This window comes from Xenorhabdus sp. KJ12.1 (assembly GCF_963876495.1).
Lineage (GTDB): Bacteria > Pseudomonadota > Gammaproteobacteria > Enterobacterales > Enterobacteriaceae > Xenorhabdus > Xenorhabdus stockiae.
On the sequence record NZ_CAWNQH010000010.1, the window covers coordinates 1 to 799 of the forward strand.

Genomic DNA, 799 nt, shown 5'->3' on the forward strand with positions numbered 1-799 from the left:
TCGATCAGCTCAAGAATATTTCTCAGATAGAGCATTCAAGGCATCGCAGTCAACTCGGTTTTTTATTGGAAGTTACTGCCGGCCTTATTGCTTATACATTCCAACCTAAAAAACCGAGCTTGAATCTACGGGATAATGAGATCGCTATTTTTAAGCGAAGCTGAGGTTAATTATTTTGATTTTGCTATATGGTTTCAAATTACACCTGATTGTTAACCATCTGGGCGACATTTTAGCCCTTAAAGTGACCCCGGGTAATGTGAATGATCGGCAGCCTGTTCGCGAATTATCAAAAGTTTTAACGGGTTCTCTTTACGGAGATAAAGGATATCTGAGTCAAGAATTAGCGGATGATTTAGCTAAAACGGATATCGCCTTTATCACGAAAAATCGCCGCAACATGAAAGCACGTGCATTGGCTGAGTGGGATAAAATCATGCTTAAAAAACGTTTTATTATTGAAACGATTAATGGCAGTCAAAAAATATCGCGCAAATAGAACATTCTCGTCACCGAAGTATAACCGGATTTTTGTTAACGATTTTAACTGGATTGATTGCTTACTGCCTTCAGGAGAAGAAGCCATCACTGAAAATTTTCTACTCAGAAGAAGATATTTCAGCAATAGCTTAAGCGGAATTGGGGTTAACTATTGGGAGCATGACCCAAATCCGTTGTCTTGTTCTTTGGTTGAATATTTGGTCATGCTCCCAATAGTTAGATCTGTTATGAAAGATAGTATTCACGCTCAATGAACGTACCTACCACTTTGTCATGCATCTCTTCGGATTTGGAATAA

At 38.5% G+C, this 799-nt stretch carries 2 pseudogenes; both read left to right on the plus strand.

The window, feature by feature from the left end:
* Nucleotides 1-164, plus strand: a pseudogene (locus tag AACS92_RS02090) (IS982 family transposase); the annotation flags it as partial.
* Between the two features lie 23 nt (nt 165-187).
* Nucleotides 188-633: pseudogene (locus AACS92_RS02095) on the plus strand (IS982 family transposase); the annotation flags it as partial.
* Between the last annotated feature and the right edge of the window lie 166 nt (nt 634-799).